The organism is Stecheria intestinalis (genome assembly GCF_009696165.1).
GTDB lineage: Bacteria > Bacillota_I > Bacilli_A > Erysipelotrichales > Erysipelotrichaceae > Bulleidia > Bulleidia intestinalis.
In genome coordinates this window covers 16,713-37,273 of sequence record NZ_VUMN01000017.1, presented here as the reverse complement: position 1 = coordinate 37,273, position 20,561 = coordinate 16,713, and the positions used below count along the sequence as shown (strand labels likewise).

General features: G+C 51.0%; 21 protein-coding genes. 20 read left to right on the top strand and 1 reads right to left on the bottom strand.

Annotated features, from left to right (window positions below; all coding sequences use genetic code 11):
* Positions 1 to 133 precede the first annotated feature (133 nt).
* The 9 genes from FYJ51_RS07960 to FYJ51_RS07920 all read left to right on the top strand — a co-directional run bounded on the left by FYJ51_RS07960 (position 134) and on the right by FYJ51_RS07920 (position 10,781).
* Positions 134 to 1,390, top strand: a complete 1,257-nt coding sequence (locus FYJ51_RS07960) for an FtsW/RodA/SpoVE family cell cycle protein (RefSeq protein ID WP_235897253.1) — start codon at positions 134 to 136, stop codon at positions 1,388 to 1,390.
* The gene (rsmD, locus tag FYJ51_RS07955) at positions 1,387 to 1,953 is read left to right on the top strand and encodes a 16S rRNA (guanine(966)-N(2))-methyltransferase RsmD (protein ID WP_277084792.1); all 567 of its coding nucleotides are present in this window, start codon (positions 1,387 to 1,389) and stop codon (positions 1,951 to 1,953) included. The genes FYJ51_RS07960 and rsmD overlap by 4 nt, the downstream gene beginning before the upstream one ends.
* On the top strand, positions 1,950 to 2,438 hold the full coding sequence (coaD, locus tag FYJ51_RS07950) for a pantetheine-phosphate adenylyltransferase (protein WP_154504794.1): 489 nt from the start codon (positions 1,950 to 1,952) through the stop codon (positions 2,436 to 2,438). The genes rsmD and coaD overlap by 4 nt, the downstream gene beginning before the upstream one ends.
* 154 nt (positions 2,439 to 2,592) lie before the next feature.
* Positions 2,593 to 3,624, top strand: a complete 1,032-nt coding sequence (gene hrcA / locus FYJ51_RS07945; RefSeq protein WP_154504792.1) for a heat-inducible transcriptional repressor HrcA — start codon at positions 2,593 to 2,595, stop codon at positions 3,622 to 3,624.
* Positions 3,621 to 4,256, top strand: a complete 636-nt coding sequence (gene grpE, locus FYJ51_RS07940; RefSeq protein WP_154504790.1) for a nucleotide exchange factor GrpE — start codon at positions 3,621 to 3,623, stop codon at positions 4,254 to 4,256. The genes hrcA and grpE overlap by 4 nt, the downstream gene beginning before the upstream one ends.
* Before the next feature lie 22 nt (positions 4,257 to 4,278).
* Entirely contained in the window at positions 4,279 to 6,114 is a 1,836-nt protein-coding gene (gene dnaK, locus FYJ51_RS07935; RefSeq protein WP_154504788.1) for a molecular chaperone DnaK, read from the top strand.
* An 88-nt stretch (positions 6,115 to 6,202) separates the two neighbouring features.
* Positions 6,203 to 7,357 carry a molecular chaperone DnaJ gene (gene dnaJ, locus FYJ51_RS07930; protein ID WP_154504786.1) on the top strand — a complete coding sequence of 385 codons (1,155 nt, stop codon included), beginning with the start codon at positions 6,203 to 6,205 and terminating at the stop codon, positions 7,355 to 7,357.
* A gap of 42 nt (positions 7,358 to 7,399) precedes the next feature.
* Positions 7,400 to 9,958: an ATP-dependent Clp protease ATP-binding subunit gene (locus FYJ51_RS07925; RefSeq protein ID WP_154504784.1), complete on the top strand. Its 2,559-nt coding sequence runs from the start codon at positions 7,400 to 7,402 to the stop codon at positions 9,956 to 9,958.
* Between the two features lie 241 nt (positions 9,959 to 10,199).
* Positions 10,200 to 10,781: a hypothetical protein gene (locus FYJ51_RS07920; RefSeq protein WP_154504782.1), complete on the top strand. Its 582-nt coding sequence runs from the start codon at positions 10,200 to 10,202 to the stop codon at positions 10,779 to 10,781.
* 107 nt (positions 10,782 to 10,888) lie between these two features.
* Here the strand turns inward: FYJ51_RS07920 and FYJ51_RS07915 are convergent, their stop codons facing one another.
* Positions 10,889 to 11,101: a hypothetical protein gene (locus FYJ51_RS07915; RefSeq protein WP_105303973.1), complete on the bottom strand. Its 213-nt coding sequence runs from the start codon at positions 11,099 to 11,101 to the stop codon at positions 10,889 to 10,891.
* A 96-nt stretch (positions 11,102 to 11,197) separates the two neighbouring features.
* Here FYJ51_RS07915 and FYJ51_RS07910 point away from each other — a divergent pair, with 96 nt between their 5' ends.
* The 11 genes from FYJ51_RS07910 to FYJ51_RS07860 all read left to right on the top strand — a co-directional run bounded on the left by FYJ51_RS07910 (position 11,198) and on the right by FYJ51_RS07860 (position 20,389).
* Positions 11,198 to 12,106: a nucleoside hydrolase gene (locus FYJ51_RS07910; protein WP_154504780.1), complete on the top strand. Its 909-nt coding sequence runs from the start codon at positions 11,198 to 11,200 to the stop codon at positions 12,104 to 12,106.
* On the top strand, positions 12,103 to 12,753 hold the full coding sequence (locus FYJ51_RS07905) for a hypothetical protein (RefSeq protein ID WP_154504778.1): 651 nt from the start codon (positions 12,103 to 12,105) through the stop codon (positions 12,751 to 12,753). The genes FYJ51_RS07910 and FYJ51_RS07905 overlap by 4 nt, the downstream gene beginning before the upstream one ends.
* A gap of 29 nt (positions 12,754 to 12,782) precedes the next feature.
* Entirely contained in the window at positions 12,783 to 13,445 is a 663-nt protein-coding gene (locus FYJ51_RS07900; protein WP_154504776.1) for an acyltransferase, read from the top strand.
* Between the two features lie 102 nt (positions 13,446 to 13,547).
* Positions 13,548 to 14,180: a lactate utilization protein gene (locus tag FYJ51_RS07895; RefSeq protein WP_205946246.1), complete on the top strand. Its 633-nt coding sequence runs from the start codon at positions 13,548 to 13,550 to the stop codon at positions 14,178 to 14,180.
* Positions 14,181 to 14,197: 17 nt separating this feature from the next.
* The gene (locus FYJ51_RS07890) at positions 14,198 to 14,692 is read left to right on the top strand and encodes a hypothetical protein (RefSeq protein WP_154504772.1); all 495 of its coding nucleotides are present in this window, start codon (positions 14,198 to 14,200) and stop codon (positions 14,690 to 14,692) included.
* Between the two features lie 4 nt (positions 14,693 to 14,696).
* Complete coding sequence (locus FYJ51_RS07885; RefSeq protein WP_154504770.1) at positions 14,697 to 16,214, top strand: nicotinate phosphoribosyltransferase; 1,518 nt, start codon at positions 14,697 to 14,699, stop codon at positions 16,212 to 16,214.
* Positions 16,211 to 16,840, top strand: coding sequence for a nicotinate (nicotinamide) nucleotide adenylyltransferase (nadD, locus tag FYJ51_RS07880; protein ID WP_154504768.1), 630 nt, complete (start codon positions 16,211 to 16,213; stop codon positions 16,838 to 16,840). The genes FYJ51_RS07885 and nadD overlap by 4 nt, the downstream gene beginning before the upstream one ends.
* Positions 16,837 to 18,792, top strand: coding sequence for an NAD(+) synthase (locus tag FYJ51_RS07875; protein ID WP_154504766.1), 1,956 nt, complete (start codon positions 16,837 to 16,839; stop codon positions 18,790 to 18,792). The genes nadD and FYJ51_RS07875 overlap by 4 nt, the downstream gene beginning before the upstream one ends.
* 425 nt (positions 18,793 to 19,217) lie before the next feature.
* Positions 19,218 to 19,592, top strand: a complete 375-nt coding sequence (locus tag FYJ51_RS07870) for a peptidoglycan recognition protein family protein (protein ID WP_154504764.1) — start codon at positions 19,218 to 19,220, stop codon at positions 19,590 to 19,592.
* Between the two features lie 42 nt (positions 19,593 to 19,634).
* On the top strand, positions 19,635 to 19,973 hold the full coding sequence (locus FYJ51_RS13935) for an SPOR domain-containing protein (protein ID WP_154504824.1): 339 nt from the start codon (positions 19,635 to 19,637) through the stop codon (positions 19,971 to 19,973).
* A gap of 26 nt (positions 19,974 to 19,999) precedes the next feature.
* Positions 20,000 to 20,389, top strand: a complete 390-nt coding sequence (locus tag FYJ51_RS07860; RefSeq protein WP_328597272.1) for a phage holin family protein — start codon at positions 20,000 to 20,002, stop codon at positions 20,387 to 20,389.
* The last annotated feature ends 172 nt before the right edge of the window (positions 20,390 to 20,561 follow it).

Here is a 20,561-nt window from a genome sequence, read left to right as displayed (position 1 = left end):
AGAAAGTGATTCCATGTCAAAAACAAATGCATCAGAAAGCGGCGCTGTAAGCGCTTAATCCAAACTTTTCCTCTCTGATCTGCAGGGTACAGGGCAGGATGCTCTCCCATTTGGAAATAAAGAGACTCATCCTTTGTGCTACAATCTTACTGCTATTATGACTGTTCTGGAACAGAACCGGCTGGCGGCAGTGCCGAAGAAAAAACAGAAACTGCTGTCTCTCCGCATGCCCGCAAAGAGCGATCGTGCCATTCAGGGAGCGATGATCGTGCTTTCCGTATACGGACTGCTGATGATCGCCAGTGCCTCGATGGGTCTTGCGGTCAATAATCAGAGATATCTTCTGCTTGTCGTTCTGAAGCAGATTGTCTTTCTTGCGGCAGGTTATTATGCCATGTGCTTCTTTGCCCGCCGGTTCTCGCTGAAGTACCTGCAGAGCTCGAAGTTTCCTCCGCTTGCCATCGGCATGGGCTTTGCGCTGATGGCATGCCTCGTGTTCCCGGAAGTCAATGGCGCCCGGGCATGGATCCGGGTTCCGGTCAGCAGTGTGGATATCTCGATTCAGCCATCTGAATTCGCCAAGATCATGACCTATCTCATCATTGCCGCATACTGCGGCGATGTGCGCACCCGCTATCCGCGGGGCAGGGATATCTGGAAGCGGCCGCTGATCTTCATCTTCAGCTATCTGATCATCATCGCGGCATTTCAGTCTGATGCCGGTTCGGCTGCCGTCATCGTGCTGATCGCTGCCTTCTGCATGCTCATTCCGGCAAACAAGCAGCTGAAGCCGATTCAGGGACTCATTGCAGGTCTATTGATTCTGGGCATCGTATTCTTCCTGTTTCTGATGACGGATCAGGGCGTTGCACTCATCGAGAAACTGCCGCTGAAGGAATATCAGAAGAACCGTTTCCTTTCTTCCATCAATCCTTTCATCGACCGCTATAATACCGGCTATCAGCTCGTCAACGGTCTGATCAGCTTTGCTTCCGGCGGCTGGACGGGACTGGGCTTCGGCAACTCCGTACGCAAGTACACGAACTTCCCGGCCGCGAATACCGACTTCATTCTCGCAATCGTCGTCGAGGAGATGGGCCTGATCGGCTTCCTGCTGATCTTCATCCCGTATCTGATCATTGTCATCCAGCTGTTCCGCTATGCGATGAAGATGAGAAGCGAGAAGGGCAGAATCATCCTGGTCGGCACGGCATTATACTTAGTCATCCACTGCCTGTTTAACATCGGCGGAGTTACCGGACTGATTCCGCTGACCGGCGTCCCGCTGCTGATGATTTCTTCCGGCGGTTCTTCGACCCTGTCGTTCATGTCGGCAATCGGCATTGCCCAGGCTGTCATCTCCGCTTATCGCAGAAAGGAAATCCAGTGAGAATCGTAGCCGGGGAGTGGGGATCCCGGAAACTTGAAACCCTCAGCGGTTCCCTGACCAGACCGACGCTCGACAAAGTCCGCGAAGCAGTCTTTTCCACGCTTGGCGGCTTCTTTTCCGGCGGGGTTGTGTTCGATCTTTATGCAGGCTCTGGTGCAGTCGGCCTGGAAGCATTGAGCAGGGGGATGGAACATGCGTATTTCGCTGACCGCAATCCTGCGGCCTGCCGCATCATTCGGAACAATATCGCTTCTCTTCATGCTGAAGAGAAGTGCACGGTCTATCACGTTTCTGCAAGAAAAGCCATCGAGCTGCTGGCAGAGAAAGAAGTCAGAGCAGATATCGTCTATCTCGATCCTCCGTATGCAGAACAGGAGAATGAAGCAATTCTATCCCTGCTGTCAGAGAAACATCTGCTGAACCCCGGAGCAGTCATTGCCGTGGAATCCCTGAAGGAAGAATCCTTCGCTGCTTCCATCGGCTCGCTTCAGCGGGTTCTGGAAAAGATCTACGGCATCTCGAAAGTCACATATTATAAGGAAGCAGCAGGAGAACACATATGAAAGCAATCTACCCCGGAACATTCGACCCGATCACGAACGGCCATCTCGATATCATCGAGCGTGCATCTCATGCCTTTGATGAAGTGACGGTCGTTATCATGAGAAATCCGAACAAGCACGTTCTGTTCACGGAAGAAGAGCGGGCCGAGATGATTGAGCAGAGCATCGAAGCGCTGACGAATGTCCATAATGTACATGTGGCGATCGGCAGCGGCCTGACCGTAAAGTTTGCAAGAGCCCATCATGCCGGCGTCATCATCAGAGGCATCCGCGCTGTTTCCGATTATGAATATGAACTGCAGCAGGCTACTGCGAACCTGATGCTCGATGATACGATCGAGACACTGTTCTTCATTGCCAGGCCGGAGTATTCCTTTCTGTCCTCTTCGGCAGTCAAGGAGATCGGTTCCAACGGCGGCAGCCTGGAGGGCTTCGTGCCCCGGCCGATCATTGGCAGAGTGACAGAAAAACTTCAGCAGATATGACCATCTCCGGATGGTTTTTCTTTAGGAAAAAGGCATGGTTATGCGGGATTCAGAAATTCAAAAAGATTTAGCACACCAATATTGACAGTGCTAAACCCTCGAGCTATACTGTTAGCAGTCAAACGAAATGAATGCTAAAAGGAGGCGATTCGGAATGCTGACACCAAGAAGAATAGAAATATTCAAAGCGATCGTGGATGAATATATCCGAACCGCAGAACCGGTTGGCTCCAAGACTCTGCAGCAGAAATACAAGCTCCCGTATTCGAGTGCGACGATCCGCAATGATATGCAGGTTCTGGAAGAAATGGGCTATCTCGAAAAGACTCATACTTCCAGCGGCCGGATTCCGAGCACTGCCGGATACAAGTTCTATTGCGAGAATCTGCTGAAGGATTCCAACATCGACAAGAAGATGGAAGTTGCCATCCGATCTGCCTTCGATGCGTCAAACCTCAACGTGCAGGAAGCGGTCGAGCAGAGCTGTCAGATCCTCAGCGAGATGACCAATATGACCACAGGAGCGGTGGGGCCTGATTCCAGCTCCCAGCGCCTGGAGCATATCAAGCTGTTCCCGATTGACGATCAGAATGCCGTAGCCGTATTCATCACGAATACCGGTCATACGGAAACGAAGAACTTCCATTTCGAACGGGCAATATCCATCAAGGACATCGAGACGTGCACCGATGTGCTGAATCAGAGGCTCAAGGATGTACCGGTCAGCCAGCTGGTCCGGCGGATGGAAGAACTCAAGCCGGAGCTTGGCCAGGTCGTGGAGCAGCACGATGTGCTATTCACCGCATTCGTGCAGGCATTCGTGAAGTTTGCCAGCGAGAACGTCTATTTCTCCGGCAAGGACAAGATGCTGTATCAGCCGGAATTCGAAGATATCAGCAAGCTCAAGAAGCTGATGTCGGTGCTCGATGATACTTCCAAGTGGAAAGAACTGAACAATTCCGAGCATGCCGTGACGGTAACGACCAGCAAGGGTGCAGAACTGACATGGGTCAATGATGTGGCAATTGTCCGAAGTACGTTCCATGTGAATAAAGATGAGAAAGGGCAGCTGATGGTCGTCGGGCCATCCCGGATGAATTATGAACGGGTTGTCTCGATGCTGGACTATGTTGCCCAGATGATAGAAGACATGTATCGATCCGGAGGCGATGGAAAGAAAAAATGAGCGAAGAAACACAGGACATGAAGAAACCGGAAGCTGAGAAGCAGCCGGAACCTTCGGAGAGCAGCGAGGCTGCTCCGAAGGAACAGGAGCAGAAACCTGCAGAACAGAAAGAAGCTTCTTCCGAAAAGAAAGAAGAGAAGAAGCCTGCACCTGATCCGAAGGCAGAAGAAATCGCAGCCCTGAAGAAACAGAATGCAGAACTGCAGGGACAGGTAGACAAGCTGAAGAATGCCTATGCCAGAGCTTATGCGGATACCGAAAATACCCGCAGGCGGCTGACAAACGAATTCGATCAGCACATGAAGTACCACATCGCAGACTTTGCCAAGGAGATTCTCCCTTGCATCGACAACTGCGAGCGGGCCCTGGCTGTGAAGCCTGCGGATACGAATGATGAGAATTACCGCAAGGCATTCGAGATGGTTCTGAAGAGTCTGACTGCAGCCCTGAAGAAAGAAGGGGTCGAGGAAATCGAAGCAGACGGAAAAGAATATGATCCGAATCTGATGCAGGCAATGATGACCGAGCATGTCGAAGGCGTGAAGCCCGGCATGGTTACTCAGGTGCTTCAGAAGGGATACAAGCTGAAAGACCGGCTGTTAAGAGCCGCTATGGTAAAGGTGAGCGAATAAGCTCAGGAGGAAAAAGAATATTATGTCTAAGATTATCGGAATTGACTTAGGTACTACGAATAGCTGTGTTGCAGTCATGGAAGGCAAGGAGCCTAAGGTAATCACCAATCCGGAAGGCAACCGCACCACTCCGTCTGTCGTTGCATTCAAGAACGGTGACCGCATCGTCGGCGATGCTGCAAAGCGTCAGATGATCACGAACAAGAATACCGTGTATTCCATTAAGAGAAAGATGGGTACCGATGAGAAGGTTACTCTGGAAGGCAAGCAGTACACGCCGGAAGAGATTTCCGCAATGATTCTGTCCTACCTGAAGGACTATGCAGAAGGATACCTCGGTGAGAAGGTCGAGAAGGCTGTCATCACTGTTCCGGCATACTTCAACGATGCACAGCGTCAGGCAACCAAGAACGCCGGCAAGATTGCTGGTCTTGATGTTGTCCGTATCATCAATGAGCCGACTGCTTCTGCTCTTGCATTCGGTATCGATAAGGGCGATAAGGAACAGAAGGTCCTCGTTTATGACCTCGGCGGCGGCACCTTCGATGTCAGTATCCTCGATATCGCAGATGGCACGTTCGAAGTTCTGGCTACGGCTGGCGATACTCATCTGGGCGGCGATGATTTCGATAACGTGATCATCGACTGGCTTGCTGACAACTTCCGCAGAGAGCATGGCATTGATCTCAAAGCAGACAACATGACCCTGCAGAGACTCAAGGATGCTGCTGAAAAGGCAAAGAAAGACCTCTCCGGCATGCTGGAAGTCGATATCTCCCTGCCGTTCATCGCAATGGCAAAGGATGGCAGCGGTGCTCTGAACCTCGAAGCTAAGCTGACTCGTGCAGAGTTTGATAAGATGACAAAATTCCTGGTCGACAAGACCATGGGACCTGTTCATCAGGCTCTCAAGGATGCAAAGCTGACTGCTAATGACATTGATCAGGTTCTGCTGGTCGGCGGTTCTACCCGTATCCCGGCAGTTCAGGAAGCAGTCAGAAGAGAGCTCGGCAAAGAGCCGAACAAGTCCGTCAACCCGGATGAGTGCGTCGCAATCGGTGCTGCAATCCAGGGCGGCGTCATCGCCGGCGATGTGAAGGATGTCCTTCTGCTGGATGTCACTCCGCTGTCTCTTGGTATTGAAACACTCGGCGGTGTCATGACCGTTCTGATTCCGAGAAACACCACGATCCCGACTTCGAAGAGCCAGGTATTCTCAACGGCTGCGGATAATCAGCCGGCAGTTGACATTCATGTCCTGCAGGGTGAGCGTCCGATGGCTGCTGACAACAAGACGCTGGGCAACTTCCAGCTCGATGGCATCGCACCGGCGCGCAGAGGTGTTCCGCAGATTGAAGTCACGTTTGATATCGATGTCAACGGTATCGTTCATGTGTCCGCTAAGGATAAGGGTACCGGCAAGGAACAGAGCATCACGATTTCCAATTCTTCCAATCTCTCCGATGCTGAGATCGACCGCATGGTGAAGGAAGCTGAGGCGAACAAGGCTGAGGATGACAAGAAGAAGGAAGACATCGAGACCAAGAACAAGGCAGAGGCTTACATCAATCAGATTGATGAGACTCTGAAGACTGAGAACCCGAATGTCACGCAGGCTCAGAAGGATGAGGTCAAGAAGCTTCGCGATGAGCTGCAGGAATGCATTGACAAGAATGATATGGATGGTCTGAAGACGAAGATGGATGCCCTGGAAAAGGCAGCCAATGAGATGGCTCAGTCCATGTATCAGAATGCCGGCGGCCAGCAGCAGAGTGCAGGCACTCAGCAGAATGCCGGCAGCACTGGTTCCAAGTCCGATGATGATGTAGTGGATGCGGACTTCAAGGAAAAGAAGTAATCACTGTGTATGCGGCAGATTCCTGGAAGAAACTCCGGGAATTTGTCTTCTACGGGGTTTTCCCGCATAAGGAAAGAGGCACGCGGAAATGGCAGAAAAGAGAGATTATTACGAGGTGCTTGGCGTCTCGAAATCGGCAACGGATGATGAAATCAAGAAAGCATATCGTTCTCTTGCCAAGAAATATCATCCTGATGTGAACAAGGCGCCGGATGCCGAGGAGAAGTTCAAGGAAATTAATGAAGCCTATGAAGTTCTCAGTGATCCGGATAAGCGCCAGAAGTATGATCAGTTCGGATTTGCCGGCATGGACGGTGCTCAGGCGGATGGCGGATTCVGCCAGTACGGCGGATTCACGTCCGGAAGCTTCGATGACCTGAACGATATCTTCTCCAGTTTCTTCGGCGGAGATATGGGCGGCTTCGGCGGCTCGAGACGGTCTTCGTCACGTGCTTCTTCGCAGCCTCGCAAGGGCCAGGACCGGCTCATGCGCATGGATATCACGTTCATGGAAGCATGTTTCGGAACGACCAAGACCCTGAACCTGACGGTGGATGAAGTATGCAGTGCCTGCGGAGGCAGCGGTGCGGCATCGCCTTCGGATATCGAAGACTGCCCGACCTGCCATGGCACGGGTACGGTCATCTCCCAGCAGCGGACCGCGTTCGGAGTATTCCAGTCGCAGAATGTATGTCCTGACTGCCGCGGAACCGGCAAGCGGATCCGCCGCGTATGTCCGACCTGCGGCGGCAAGGGCTACGAGCGCAAGAAGGTCACCGTGGATGTGAAGATCCCGGCAGGCATCGCGTCCGGCCAGCAGTTAAGAGTTGCTGGCAAGGGCGAGCGCGGAACGAATGGCGGCCCGAATGGAGATCTGTATCTGGAGATCAATGTTCTGCCGCATGAGCAGTTCGTCCGGGATGGCCGGAACATCCTCCTGGATATCCCGGTTTCCGCAGTGGATGCGACACTTGGAACGACGGTCGATGTGCCAACGATCCGCGGTGAGGTTTCGATGAAGATACCGGCAGGAACCCAGGATGGCACGCAGCTGAGACTGCGCGGAGAAGGGGTTGCTGATTTACGCACGGGCAAGCCAGGAGATCAGCTATGCACGGTACGGATCAAGATTGACAAGAAACTCAGTGCAAAAGAAAAAGCACTCTATGAACAGCTGAAGGAGCTTGAGGACAGCCCGGAGAAAGAATCTGTCTGGGATCGGTTCCGCCGCTCCTTCAAATAAAGAGAATGACTGAGGGAAACCAGAAACAGGAGGTGATCTCTCATGGATATTGAAAAGATGACTGAACAGCTGCAGCAGATCATCATGGCTGCACTGACGAAAGCGCAGGAGAATCATAACCCGGAGCTGACGCCGGAACATGTTCTGGCGGCGATGATCGAAGACAATGGTCTCGATGGGATCTGGGAGAGAGTCAAAGCCGATAAGGCAAAGATGCTCGAATTCGTGAATCAGTATCTGGCAAGACTTTCCACTACGACTGACAGCGGTCAGCCGGCATTATCCAGATACCTGAGCGAAGGCTATACGCATGCGCTGGATTACATGAAGAAGAAGGGCGATACGTACATGGGCACGGCCGCTCTTCTGATCGGATTGCTGGAAACGAATGCTCCGGTCTGCAATGATCTCATGAAGCAGTTCCATTTCACGCTGAAAGATGTGATCAAGGCCGAAGAAGAAAGAAGGGCTGGAATGAAGATGGATGACAAGAGAAATGAAAGCCAGCTTGATGCTCTGAAGAAATACGGGCATGATCTGGTCCAGGATGTCAAGGACGGAAAGATCGATCCGGTCATCGGCAGAGATGAGGAAATCCGCCGGGTCATCGAGATTCTTTCCCGCAAGACGAAGAACAATCCGGTTCTGATCGGTGAACCGGGCGTCGGCAAGACTGCTATTGTCGAAGGACTTGCATGGCGTATCTACAACGGCGATGTGCCGTTAGGACTCAAGGACAAGCAGCTCATCGAACTGGATATGGGGGCGCTGATTGCCGGGGCCAAGTACCGTGGCGAATTCGAGGAACGTCTCAAGGGCGTGCTGAATTCCGTCAAGAAAGCAAATGGCAATATCATCCTGTTCATCGACGAGATTCATAATCTGGTCGGTGCAGGCAAGACGGAAGGATCAATGGATGCTGCGAACCTCCTGAAGCCGATGCTGGCAAGAGGCGAGCTGAAGTGCATCGGTGCAACGACCTTTGATGAATACCGCAAGTACATCGAAAAGGACCGGGCACTGGAGCGCCGGTTCCAGAAGATCATGGTTTCCGAGCCTTCGGTTCAGGATACCATTTCGATCCTCAGAGGACTCAAGGAACGCTTTGAGAGTCATCATGGCGTGCAGATCAAGGATGAAGCAATCGTGGCTGCTGCTACTCTGAGCAACCGCTATATCACTGATCGGTATCTTCCGGATAAGGCCATTGACCTGATCGATGAAGCATGTGCATGTCTGCGAGTGGAAATGGATTCCATGCCGGCAGACCTCGATGAGCTGAATCGGAAGATCATGACCCTGCAGATCGAGGAGACTTCTCTGAAAGACGAGACGGATCCGAAGACCGTAGAGCGCAAGAACGAGATCGAAAAAGAACTTGCAAACCTCAATGAAGAAAAGGCTCAGAAGTTCTCGAAGTGGCAGAAAGAGAAGAAAGAACTCGATGACGTCAAGACCTACCGCGAGCAGCTCGAACAGGCGAAGCTGCAGCTGACCCAGGCACAGAATGACGCTGACTACGAGAAAGCAGCAAAGCTGAAGTATGATACGATCCCTGCGCTGCAGAAGAAGATTGATGATGCTTCGGCAAAGGAAAGCAAAGATTCCATGATCCGTCAGGTCGTGGATGAAGAGATGATCGCTCAGATCGTCTCCCGCTGGACGCATATTGAAGTATCCCGTCTGATGGCAACCGAGCGGCAGAAGATCCTGCACCTGCCGGAAGCTCTCCGCAAGCGGGTCATGGGTCAGGACGAAGCTCTGAAGCTGGTTTCGGACGCCATCATGCGTTCGAAGGCAGATATCCAGGATGAGAACCGTCCGATCGGAAGCTTCCTGTTCCTCGGCCCGACTGGTGTCGGCAAGACCGAAGTTGCAAAGGCTCTGGCAGAACAGCTGTTTGATGACGAGAACAAGATCATCCGGATCGATATGTCCGAGTACATGGAGAAGTTCAGCGTTTCCCGTCTGATCGGTGCTCCTCCTGGATATGTCGGATATGATGAAGGCGGCCAGCTGACGGAAGCAGTCCGCCGGAATCCTTACAGCATCGTGCTGCTCGATGAAGTCGAGAAGGCACATCCGGATGTGTTCAACATCCTGCTGCAGATTCTTGATGATGGCAGGGTCACCGACTCCAAGGGCGTGACCGTGGACTTCAAGAATACGATCATCATCATGACCTCGAACCTCGGCTCCCAGTATGCGTTTGACCCGGACAAGGAAGAACGCCAGCAGCACTACATGGAAGAAGTGAAGAAGTTCTTCAAGCCGGAGTTCGTGAACCGGATTGATGAAATCATCGTCTTCAATGCGCTGACCAAGGATACGATGAAGCAGATTGCTCAGAAGTTCCTGAATCAGCTGAGAGACCGTCTGGCTGAGAAGGACGTCAAGCTTGAGATTACCGAGGCTGCAGAAGATCGGATCATCTCCTGCGGAACGGATCCTGCCTTCGGCGCTCGGCCGATGAAGCGGCATATCCAGAGAACCATTGAAACCGATGTTGCAAAAGTGATTCTTTCGGATCCTGCAATTGCCGGCAAGACCATTGTCGTTGATGCCGATGAGAACGGATACCGCGTGAGCGAGAAACAGTAACAGAAAAATCAGTTTCCAATTCCGGAAACTGATTTTTTTCGCTTGCAATCTTTCTTTTCAGGAATCATTCCATCTGCACCGGATCTCTGCCCTGAAGCAAGTACAGCTGGCACGATAGCGTGAGGGGATGGGGAAGCTGCATCTGCTATGGCTGGAGAAAAAAACGGATTATGCTATCCTGTCATTGTAAAGAACCGAATCAATGCGGTTAGGCCGCAGAAAGGATCATGGTGTACTGCATATGGAAAAAATTCTGATCATTGTTTTGCTGTTTCTCACTGCCTGCAGCCAGCAATCCTCTGCTGCAGCAAGTACTCCTTCAGCTGAGATGCCTTCTTCTTCCGCCCCGGTGATCCAGAGCATAGATCGTGCGGCTTCTGAATCTGATACATTGACAGATGAGATCATCAAGGATCTGCTGATCAGATTCAGAGGGATCTTATTGTATGACTATAATTGTGTCCTCGATGATCAGACTGGTTTTACTGACGAAGACCGGGATTATCATCTGGTGGAAAATTACGGGAGCCTGGAACAATTGAAGAATGCTGTTCTCTCTTACACCACTGAAGACATTTTCGATGAGTCTCTGAAACTGGCTTCATTCGAAGAGAAAGATGGGAAATTATATTTGAGTCAGCCGGCCATGGGATTGAATGCATATAGCGACAACCCGTCCTGGGAGACTGTTGATGAAACTACCGTAGCTGTCCTTGGGCAGACAGGTGATGGGGCAGAGGATGGACGAAAGTATATCATCCGCTTCGGCAATGAAGATGGAGTGTGGAAAGTGATCTCATATCAATGTGTTAATCCGCAATGATCATCCTTTTGCTGGCATGATCCGGATCTGATCGGCGTTTTTCGCAGCTGGCATCTTTTCGTTCTGATCAAGAAAACGGCATGGGTTATTCCCATGCCGTTCGTCCCTCAGCAGTTGTAGTTGATACGGGAAGGGGTCTCGATTACATACTGAATTGCAGATACCGGAATCTTGCGGTCCGCAGTCGTGGAGGAGAGGGTCATGATCTCTTTTCCTCCTTCCCGGTGAAGACCGGTGAGGCTGCCAGTGCAGATCCTGTGATTCTGTGCGTAAACCAGTACATGCTTGCCGAGGTAATTCTGCAGATCAATGGATTTCATGACAATTTCTCCTTTCTTTCCTGCCTATAATATAGTCAGCAATTGACGCAGAATTATGTCTGCAGAGTGAAAATTTGCTGAAATGCGGAGGCAGTTATGGCAATTCCATTGATTCTGGATACCGATCCTGGCGTAGATGATTTCTTCTGCTTTGCGATGGTCTGTGCGTTCCGGGAAGTATTCGATCTGAAAGCAGTGACCGCCATGGGCGGCAACAACACCACATCCGTAACCTCGAAGAATGCTCAGCGCATTCTGAACCTGTTTCATTGCAAGGTTCCGGTTTCCTATGGGGCAGATTCCTATCTGACAGAGCCATTCGGAGAGCCGGTTGTCAGTGCGCATGGACATAATGGCCTTGGAGAAGCAGAGATCCCGGATCCCGGTCTACCGCTGGACCCATTGAGAGCATGGGATAAGATCCATGAAGAAGCAGAAGAGAATGAAGGTCTTCAGCTGCTGACGGTTGCCCCATTGACGAACGTTGCGATGGCACTGATCCGCTATCCGGATCTGAAGCGGAAGATCTTTGGCATCACGATGATGGGAGGCTCGCAGCTTGTAGGCAATGTGACGCCGTACGGAGAAGCCAATGTGACGCATGATGTTTTTGCGGCTGAGAAGGTGTTTGAAAGCGGGATCCCGATCACGATGATCGGTCTTGATATCACGTCCCGGTGCGTGATTTCTCTGGACGAGTTTGAAGAGATGTCTGAAGGTCTGAACCCAAAAGTGCGTTCCATCATGCGGCAGCTGATTGCGTTCCGTCATGGCGAGGCTATGCATGATGCCGTTGCTGCGGCAGCGATGGCTGATCCTTGCTTCCTGAAGTTCCGGAATGCGAAAGCAAGGATTGAGATGGCAAGTACGCTCAGCTATGGCAGGGTCTGGCTGGAAGACACTGAAGAAGAGACTGGCTTCCGGTATGCATATGAAGTGGATGTGCCTGCATACAGAAAGATCTTTGCGAAGATGATCTCATCTCTGGAGGAAACCATCCGATGAAATACTTTCTTGATCTGGATCTGAACAGCTTCCGCGTTCTGGAATCCCTGGGGAATCAGGAGATCGGAGCATCGTTCTGTTCATGCATGGGAAAAGAGATTCCGGAAGGTTTTTCTGTTCCCTTGTTCCGCGGGGCATCAGAACCGATGCTTGGCACGTGGAGCAGGACCGGGGAAGCAGCAGAGCTTGATGAGATTGCAGAATTCCTATGCAGAGAAGAAGAGGTCACCTATGTCTGTCTCTCTGCACTGACTGATCCGGCAGAACTCGTTCTGTTTCACCCGGATGTGATTCCGCATATCAGGACGTTTATCGTCTGTGCAGGTTCTCTGAAGAATGAACGGGATTCGATCACGCAGAAGCGTCTGACCCTGGATCCGGCTGCCGCAAAAAGCTTCTTTGCATGGGATCTGAGCCGGGTGCTGATTCCGGGGCCGATCGGGGATGAGAATTCGGCAGTTCTTTCGTACCTTGAGAATCCGGAATCATTCCATGCAGAGAATGGATTCGTGCAGGTGGATCTGAATTCCGGCGGCAGAGCTGGGGCAGATCTCGTGATTGACCTCCGTCAGGGATGGGCACGAGAGCTGCGGAAGAATCAGCCGCATACCGATGTCATCATGGAGCGGATTCTGAGGGAATCCTGAGGTATAATAGCCTGCAGGGGCGAAAGAACATGATTTATACGATAAAAGATCTGTATGACCTGGATCATACCATAGCAAAAGATTATCTGCTTCAGTTTACTTATCCGTGGGAAGCACTTGCCGGGATCAGGCAATTGATTCTGGATCTTGGCGAAAAGCTGGATCCTGAGGAGTATACGGAAGTATCCGAGCATGTATGGGTTCATAAGACTGCCAAGGTATTTCCTTCTGCATATCTTGGTGCACCATGCATTATCGGGCCTCGCACGGAAGTGCGTCATTGTGCCTTCATCCGCGGTTCTGCATTAGTCGGTGCGGATTGTGTCGTAGGCAATTCGGTCGAGCTCAAGAATGTGATTCTGTTCGACCATGTGCAGACTCCGCATTATAACTATGTCGGCGATTCGATTCTCGGATATTATTCTCATATGGGGGCAGGATCGGTCACCAGCAATGTCAAGAGCGACAAGAAGCTTGTTGTGGTACACGATGGCACAGATCGTCTTGAGACTGGCCTCAAGAAGTTCGGGGCAATGCTCGGCAATCATGTCGAGGTCGGCTGCAATTCCGTGCTGAATCCCGGAACCGTGATCGGGGTTAACAGCCGCGTCTATCCGACGAGCTGCGTGCGCGGGGTCGTGCCTGCCGATTCGATCTGGAAAGATGACGGAACCATTGCGGAAATCCGCTGAAGTGAAAGCTGGAGAAATCCGGCTTTTCTTGCGTCCTGAAGCTTGTTTCAAGGGGGATTTCCGTCTGTTATAATGACAGGGACAGGAAGAAGGAGTGCTATTATGCAGGATCCGAGAACAACTGCAGCTGCTTTAAGGGCTGATAGCTGCATCAGCCATCTGCGCATGCATGGATTCGGTGCGTATTATTTTGAAACAAAGGAAGAAGTGCTTTCCTATCTGAAAGGTGCGATCGAGAAAGGTGCTTCGATCGGAATCGGCGGTTCCATGACGCTTTCTGAGCTTGGAATCGTCAGCTGGCTGACTGGCAATCCGGACTACCGGTTTCTGGATCGCTATCATACGGATGATCCGGAAAAGATATTTCATGAAAGTCTGCTGGCCGATGTCTATCTGATGAGTACCAATGCTGTGACCGAAGAGGGAGAGCTTTACAACATCGATGGAAAAGGAAACCGGCTTGCCGCACTGATCTACGGACCGAAGAAAGTCTATGTGATTGCCGGCACGAACAAGATCGTGAAGAATCTGGAAGAAGCGGTGCAGCGGGTGGAGCTGCTGGCTGCTCCAGCGAACAATATCCGTCTGAACAAGACGAATCCGTGCACGAAGACCGGTCAGTGCATGCATTGCAGCACGCCGTCCACCATCTGCAATCAGATTGTGACGACGCGCCGTTCGGGGACGCCGGGAAGAATTCATGTGCTTCTCGTGAATGAAGCACTTGGCTATTAGAGAGGAAGAAATCATTCATGGATACATCTTCAAACCTGCTGCTGACTGCACTGTTCGGGGGCCTCGGTGTATGGATGCTGATGGGGTATTTCCGCTGCGTGAAGAATCTGAAATACAAAGACAGGATGTGGACTGCCAGCCGCATTCTGTTTGCGGCTGCCGGAGTGCTGTCGCTGCTTTCCATTGTGGTCTACCGCTCTGCTCTTGATTTCGTGAGGTTTGCAGCGATGACGATGTGCATCATCGCATTTCTGATTCTTAGAGATGGAATCGGAGAGGAAGGCATCGGATCGATGGGACGCTTAACCCCATGGAAAGATGTCAAAGCCTACGATTGTGCGGTATACAAGAAGAATTTCAGAGTGTTCTTCGTCTGCGAGGACAAGGACGCGAAGAAGAAAAAGGGCGAATATACCGTGGCAGTCAATTTTGATGCGAAGGATGAAAAGGAGATCACAGACTATCTGAATCAGAAAGCGGGAAAGAAGCATATCCGCATGAAGAAGGACTGAAGGTATGAGTGAGATTAAAGTACAGCCTTATATTCCGGATGAAGATTATGACAATCCGGCAATGGTCACGGATTTCTATGAATTCTCGATGGCAAACTGCCTGTTTCTGCATGGATTCAGGGATTCCGTCATGGTGTTTGATATGTTCTTCCGGGAGAATCCGGACCGGGGCGGTTTCTCGATTGCCTGCGGGCAGGATAAGCTGGTCAAGTTCCTCCTGAATTATCATTTCAATGAGCAGGATCTGATCTGGCTGCGTTCCAAGGGCATGAGTGAAGAGTTCTGCGAATACCTGCGCACCTACCGCTGGAAAGGGGATATGTATGCCCTGCGGGAAGGAACGGTCTGCTATCCGCAGGTGCCGATGGTCCGCATTGAGTGCGATATGGTCGGGGCAATCCTGATTGAGACGTATCTTCTGCAGACGATGAATTTCCATTCTCTGATTGCTACGAAAGCGACCAAGATCAGCGGACTTTCCACGCATACCCCGCGGAATGTCATGGAGTTCGGAACCAGAAGAGCACAAGGGGAAAGCGCTGGCAATGATGGTGCGTATGCGGCAGTCCTCGGCGGGTGTGTCGGAACGGCCAACTGCCTGGCAGAGATGAAATACGGACCGGAAGTCAAGGCAGTCGGCACGATTGCCCATAGCTTCATTGAGTTCTATCCGTCTGAATACGAGGCATTCCAGGCTTATGCAGAGACCTATCCGGAGAATGTTTCGCTTCTGCTGGATACGTACAATATCTTTGAGTCAGGCCTGCCGAATCTGATCAAGCTGGATGACTGGCTGATTTCGAAGTATCCGGATGATCCGAATAAGCGTGTCAAGTCTGCGCGGATTGACAGCGGCGACCTTGCCCGCGGCTACAAGAAGCTGCGCAAGGCACTCGACAAGGCAGGCAAATCGTACATCAAGCTGGTTGCCTCGAATTCTCTGGATGAGAAGAAGATGGCTGATATGGAAATCTATGAAGGCGCTAGGTTTGATTCGTACGGAGTCGGGGAGAAGCTGATTACAAGTGCGACATCCCCGGTTTTCGGAGGAGTGTACAAGCTGGTCGCCGTGAAGCAGCCGGATGGCTCATATGCGCCGAAGATGAAGTGCAGCGATTCTGCTTCCAAGGCGATTATTCCGGGCAAGCTGATGGCCTGGAGAGTATTTGATGAAGAGGGCAAGGGACAGTGCGATATCATCGCCCTGGATCATGAGGTGATCCGGGAAGGGGAGCCGATTGAGGTCGTGAACCTGGATCCGGATGCGTTTGATCATGTGAAGACGATCATTCCGGTGCATGTGGAGAAGATTCTCATTCCGCATATCCTGAATGGACAGCTGGCCATTGATCTGCCTGATATCAGGGCAAAGAAAGATTTCATCCGTGAGCAGCTTGAGCATCGGGTCTGGGAGTCCGAACTTCGCCCGGAGATGCCCCATCAGCATTATGTGGATATGACCAGAGCAGTTGCGGAAGTACGTGAAAACATGTATCAGCAGCTTCATGGAGGCTGGATTTGAGCACGGCGCTGATGTTCGGCGGGGCTTTCAATCCGCCTACAGCTGCTCATCTATTGGCTGCAGATACGGCCAGGAAGGCAGTGGACTTTGATAAGGTCATCTTCGTTCCGACTAAGCAGGTCTATGTCGAGAAGGATCAGGGCAAGGATTTTGCCTTCGGGGATCAGGAACGGCTGGATATGCTCAGAATGATCAGCATTTCCCAGCCATGGATGGAAGTGTCTGCTTATGAGATTGAACAGAGCAGCCAGCCGCGGTCTTATGAGACCCTGTGCTGGTTAAGAAAGCAGGGATATGAACTGAGACTGCTGATGGGCAGCGATAAGCTGCCGGAACTGGAACATGGCTGGCTTCATGTAGAAGAGATCTGCAGGGAGTTCGGCATTGTATGCATGTCCCGCAGTCATGATGATCCTCATAGACTGATACAGAATGATCCGTATCTGAGAACACTTTCTCCGTATTTCACGATTGTTTCCCTGCCGGAAGAAACCCAGGATGTCAGTTCCACGAAAGTCCGTCAGAAATATCTGGAAATCCAGCAGGACCTGAAAGAACTCGAGCAGATGGTTCCGGAAGAGCTTCATGGACTGAAGCCTCAGCTGCTGAAGGGAGAGTTGTTATGAAGAATCATTTGATCAAGGTGGGAACCGCTGTTCCTGCTCTGAAGATCGCAGACGTTTCCTATAACACGCAGAAGATCATCTCGTGTGCAGAAGCCCATCAGGATCTTGGTCTGCTGGTATTTCCGGAGCTTTGTCTTACGGGTTATACGTGTGCCGACCTCTTCGGGCAGGATTTATTGCTGAATGCGGCCGAAGAGGGTCTTGTTCAGATCGCGGAAGCAAGTTCTTCGTGGCATGGGATGACCATCGTGGTCGGGGTTCCTCTTCGCTTTGAGAACAGTCTTTATAACTGTGCTGCTGTGATCTCTGAAGGAGAGATTGCCGGCATTGTCCCGAAGATCAATCTGCCGACCTACAGTGAGTTCTATGAGGCAAGATGGTTTTCTTCCGGCAAGGATGTGATCGGCAGAACGATTCTGATCCATGGACAGGAAGTCCCCTTCGGCATTGATCTCTTAGCATCCGATGATCATTCCGGAGCAGTTCTCGGCATAGAGATCTGCGAGGATTTATGGGTTCCTGACAAGCCGAGCACGCATGCATGTCTGGCCGGGGCGAATCTGATTGCCAATCTCAGTGCCAGCGATGAAGTCATCGGCAAGCAGGACTACCGTCGTTCGCTTGTGAAGCATCAGTCTGCAGACTGCTACTGCACGTATCTCTATGCTAGTTCTGCGATGGAGGAATCTTCTACAGATCTGGTTTTTTCCGGTCACTGCATGATTGCAGAAAACGGAAGCCTGAAAGCAGAAACGATCTATCCGGAGCCTGAGACGGTTCTCAAGGCAATTACGGATCTGGATGTGCTGATTCATAACCGGACGCATCAGAATACGTTTCCGAGTGAATCCGGCGGGTGGTTCCGCAGGGTTCCGGTGTCGATTGAACCGCTTGGCGGAAAAGAAGAGCTGACGGCGGCTGAGCTTGCCGGAGCATTGAAGAAAGAACAGGTTTCTTATCCAAGAATGCCGTTTGTTCCTTCGGATGATCAGCTGCTGCAGGAGCGGTGCCACCGGATTCTTCAGATCCAGGCAAATGGCCTGGCTACCCGGGTGAAAGCAACGGGGATTCATACCCTGGTCATCGGCATCTCGGGCGGACTGGATTCTACTCTGGCTCTATTAGTCTGTGCAGAAGCGAGGAAGATGGTTCCGGATCTGCGCATAATCGCGATCACGATGCCGAATCAAGGCAATACGACTTCGCTGACTTATTCCAATGCCATTGCTTTGATGAAAGCTCTGGATGTTGAAATCCGGGAGGTGGAGATCGGCAAGGCTGTCCGTGATCATCTGACTGCGATCGGACACAGCGAAGCATATCAGGGGGAAGGGGATACGACCTATGAGAACGCCCAGGCCCGCATGCGCACGTATATTCTGATGGATACCGCAAACATGGAGAATGGTCTGGTAGTCGGAACGGGCGATCTCAGTGAGCTTGCCCTTGGATGGTGCACGTATAATGGCGATCACATGTCCATGTACGGAGTCAATGCTTCCGTTCCGAAGACGCTGGTCCAGTATATCTGCAGGGCATATGCACTGACCTGCGGCAGAGAAGATCTGAAGAAGGTTCTTCTTTCGATCATTGATACGCCGATCTCTCCGGAGCTGACGCCGAATAAAGACGGAGCAATTGCGCAGAAGACGGAAGAGAAGATCGGCAAGTATGATCTCAATGATTTCTTCCTTTACTGGATGATGAGATATGGCTTTGAACCGGATAAGATTCTGGGCATGGCAATGACCGCTTACCCGGAGCTGGATCCGGAAACGATCCGCACGGCTGAGATCCGGTTCTATAACCGTTTCTTCCATCAGCAGTTCAAGCGCAGCTGTCTGCCGGATGGTCCGAAGGTCGGCTCGGTCACACTCAGCCCAAGAGGCGACTGGCGCATGCCCAGTGATGCATGTGTGAATCTCTGGCTTGAGGAGCTGAAGAACAGCTGATAAAAGAGCCGATTATTGCATTATTAAGCCAAAACAGAAGGCTCCTGCTCAAGTGCAGGAGTCTTTTAAATGGCTATTTCGCCAATCTCCACTCATTGCCTGATACGCTCGATAACGCGCGTACACGCTCACACACGATTTTGGATTTGCGTTGATTTTGCGTTGGAACTCAGTTCAGGAGAACCCATGTCTATATCAATGGCGCGGACATTTTAGGAAAACTGGGAATTGCAGCCCAGTAAGAAGGAAGAAGAAAAAGGGTGAATTAACAAAACGAGTACACGATTTTGAAAAGGAAGTGATCCACACGATTAATCAATCTGGGCTGCCACCTATTGTGGTGGATCTGGCTTTATCCGGGATTTTGAATAATGTGAAGCAGATCGAGGCGGAACAGGTACCGGCCGAGAAGGCAGAATCGACCAATGAGTAATTCCAATCTGGTTGATTATCGAAGGATCGTCAAAAACCATTCTGCGGGAAGGCTGGGGTATGCGATTGATCGGGTCGTGATCCATCATGTGGCAGGAATTTGTTCCGTAGAAGATCTTGGGACGGTTTTCTCAGGAAAACGGAAAGCCTCCGCAACGTATGGGATTGGCAGCGATGGTCGGATTGGGCAATATGTGGATGAAACAGATCGTCCTTGGACGATATCCAGTGCCAGAATTGATAACCGAGCGGTCACGATTGAAGTGTCGAATTGCAAACTGGGACCGAATTGGGAAGTGTCGGATCTCTGCCTGGAAAAGACGATGGAGCTTTGCGTTGATATCTGTAAGCGAAATGGTTTCCGATAGGTGACCTATCTTCCGAATGATCGGGAGCATTCCATCCTCCAGATGCATAAGTGGTGGAGCAACACTCTTTGTCCTGGAGCATACCTTTCTTCCAAATTCTCTTATATTGCGGAACAGATTAATGAAGCATTGAGCAATGATTTCTCCAAAGCATCTACCTTGTACGTTGTACAGGCAGGTGCTTTTTCTAGCTATCGGAATGCAGCAAAGATGAAGAATCAGCTCAGGAAGGCAGGATTTGATGGGTACATTATCAAAGGTAATCTCTATCGAGTCCAGGTAGGGTCTTTCAAAGAGTATGCCAATGCGGAGGCTTTGGCAGCAAGGTTAAGGCCGAAAGGATTCACTGCTTATCTCAGAAAGAAGGATGGATCTGAATGAAGAATGAGTTTTGTGTTGAAATCTGATTGATTAGCGGCTTGATTGCGACGGCGCTAGGAGGATGGGATGTGGGAATGCAGACCCTAGTAATCTTTATGTGCATTGACTACATCACTGGCATCTATGTGGCAGGTGTGTTCCATAAATCCAAGAAAAGTGAAACGGTTACGTTGGAATCACGTGCTGGCTGGAAGGGGCTGATTTGGAAGGGTGTTACACTTCTGATTGTGCTGGTAGCTGTGCAGCTAGACAAGGTCATTTGCAGCACATTCATCCGGGATGCGGTCATCATTGGCTTCATTGCCAATGAACTGATCTCTATTGTCGAGAATGCTGGGCTGATGGGGATTCCGATTTCGGCAGTGATCACTAATGCCATCGATGTGCTGCAGAAGAAGGCAGAGACAAAAGAATAAAGGCTTGAAACACTGGCTATCAGTGATGGTGGTCAGCGATTCTTTTGCGTTCTGGAAAGTGCTTTAGGTCTCGATCGTAACGCAAATGCATGATATGCGACAGAAAAAGTGAAAAAGATAGTAAAATAAGAACAATAAAGGCAATTTGGTATCGAATAGTGCGGTTTTTGCG